This is a genomic window from Psychrobacter sp. 1U2 (assembly GCF_051847575.1).
The window spans coordinates 1-652 of sequence record NZ_JBPYDC010001256.1 but is presented as its reverse complement, the minus strand read 5'-3'; the positions used below and the strand labels follow the sequence as shown (position 1 = coordinate 652).

Genomic DNA, 652 nt, shown 5'->3' with positions numbered 1-652 from the left:
ATGCTAACGGCGGCCAGTTTGCTTATCGGTACTGTCAAAATAGACGGCCGCTTATCTATTCAATTACAATCATCAGACAGTGACAGTTTGCTAAATTGGGCAATGGCTGAATGTGATCAAAACGGTATTATTCGTGCACTTGCCAGCTGGAAAGCTGATACAGATGAGCAAGTACAAGCATGGGAAAACATGACCTGTGCTAATGAAGCCTTCGCTGAGCTTGGGGCTATGGGTCAAGGTGTGTTATTTATTAATATTCAGCCCGATGGCGGTGAGGCGTATCAAGGTATCGTTGAGCGTAGCCATGACAATTTGGCTGACTGCTTGGCCCATTATCAAAAGCAGTCTGCACAAATTCCAACGCTGATTAATTTGGCATCTGATGGCTTGCAAGCGGGAGGTATATTGGTACAAATGCTGCCTCGTACTGCTGAGGAAACCTATGAAGTACAGCAAAACGAAGACGCGGGTATCGATGATGATTTGTGGACGCGTTTGAGTGTGTTGACTCGTACGGTCAAAGCTGAAGAGCTGACCACACTTGATACCAACGAAATCTTGTATCGTTTGTACAATGAAGAAAACGTCGTCGCCCCTAACCCTGTCGAGCTAGCCTTTGGCTGTACTTGTTCACGTAAAAAGTCAGAGATGG

General features: G+C 45.9%; 1 protein-coding gene. It reads left to right on the top strand.

What is annotated here, in order from left to right; all coding sequences use genetic code 11:
• Positions 1–652, top strand: a 652-nt coding sequence (hslO, locus tag ACS8FD_RS21515; RefSeq protein WP_439277370.1) for an Hsp33 family molecular chaperone HslO, incomplete at both ends; no start/stop codon positions are given.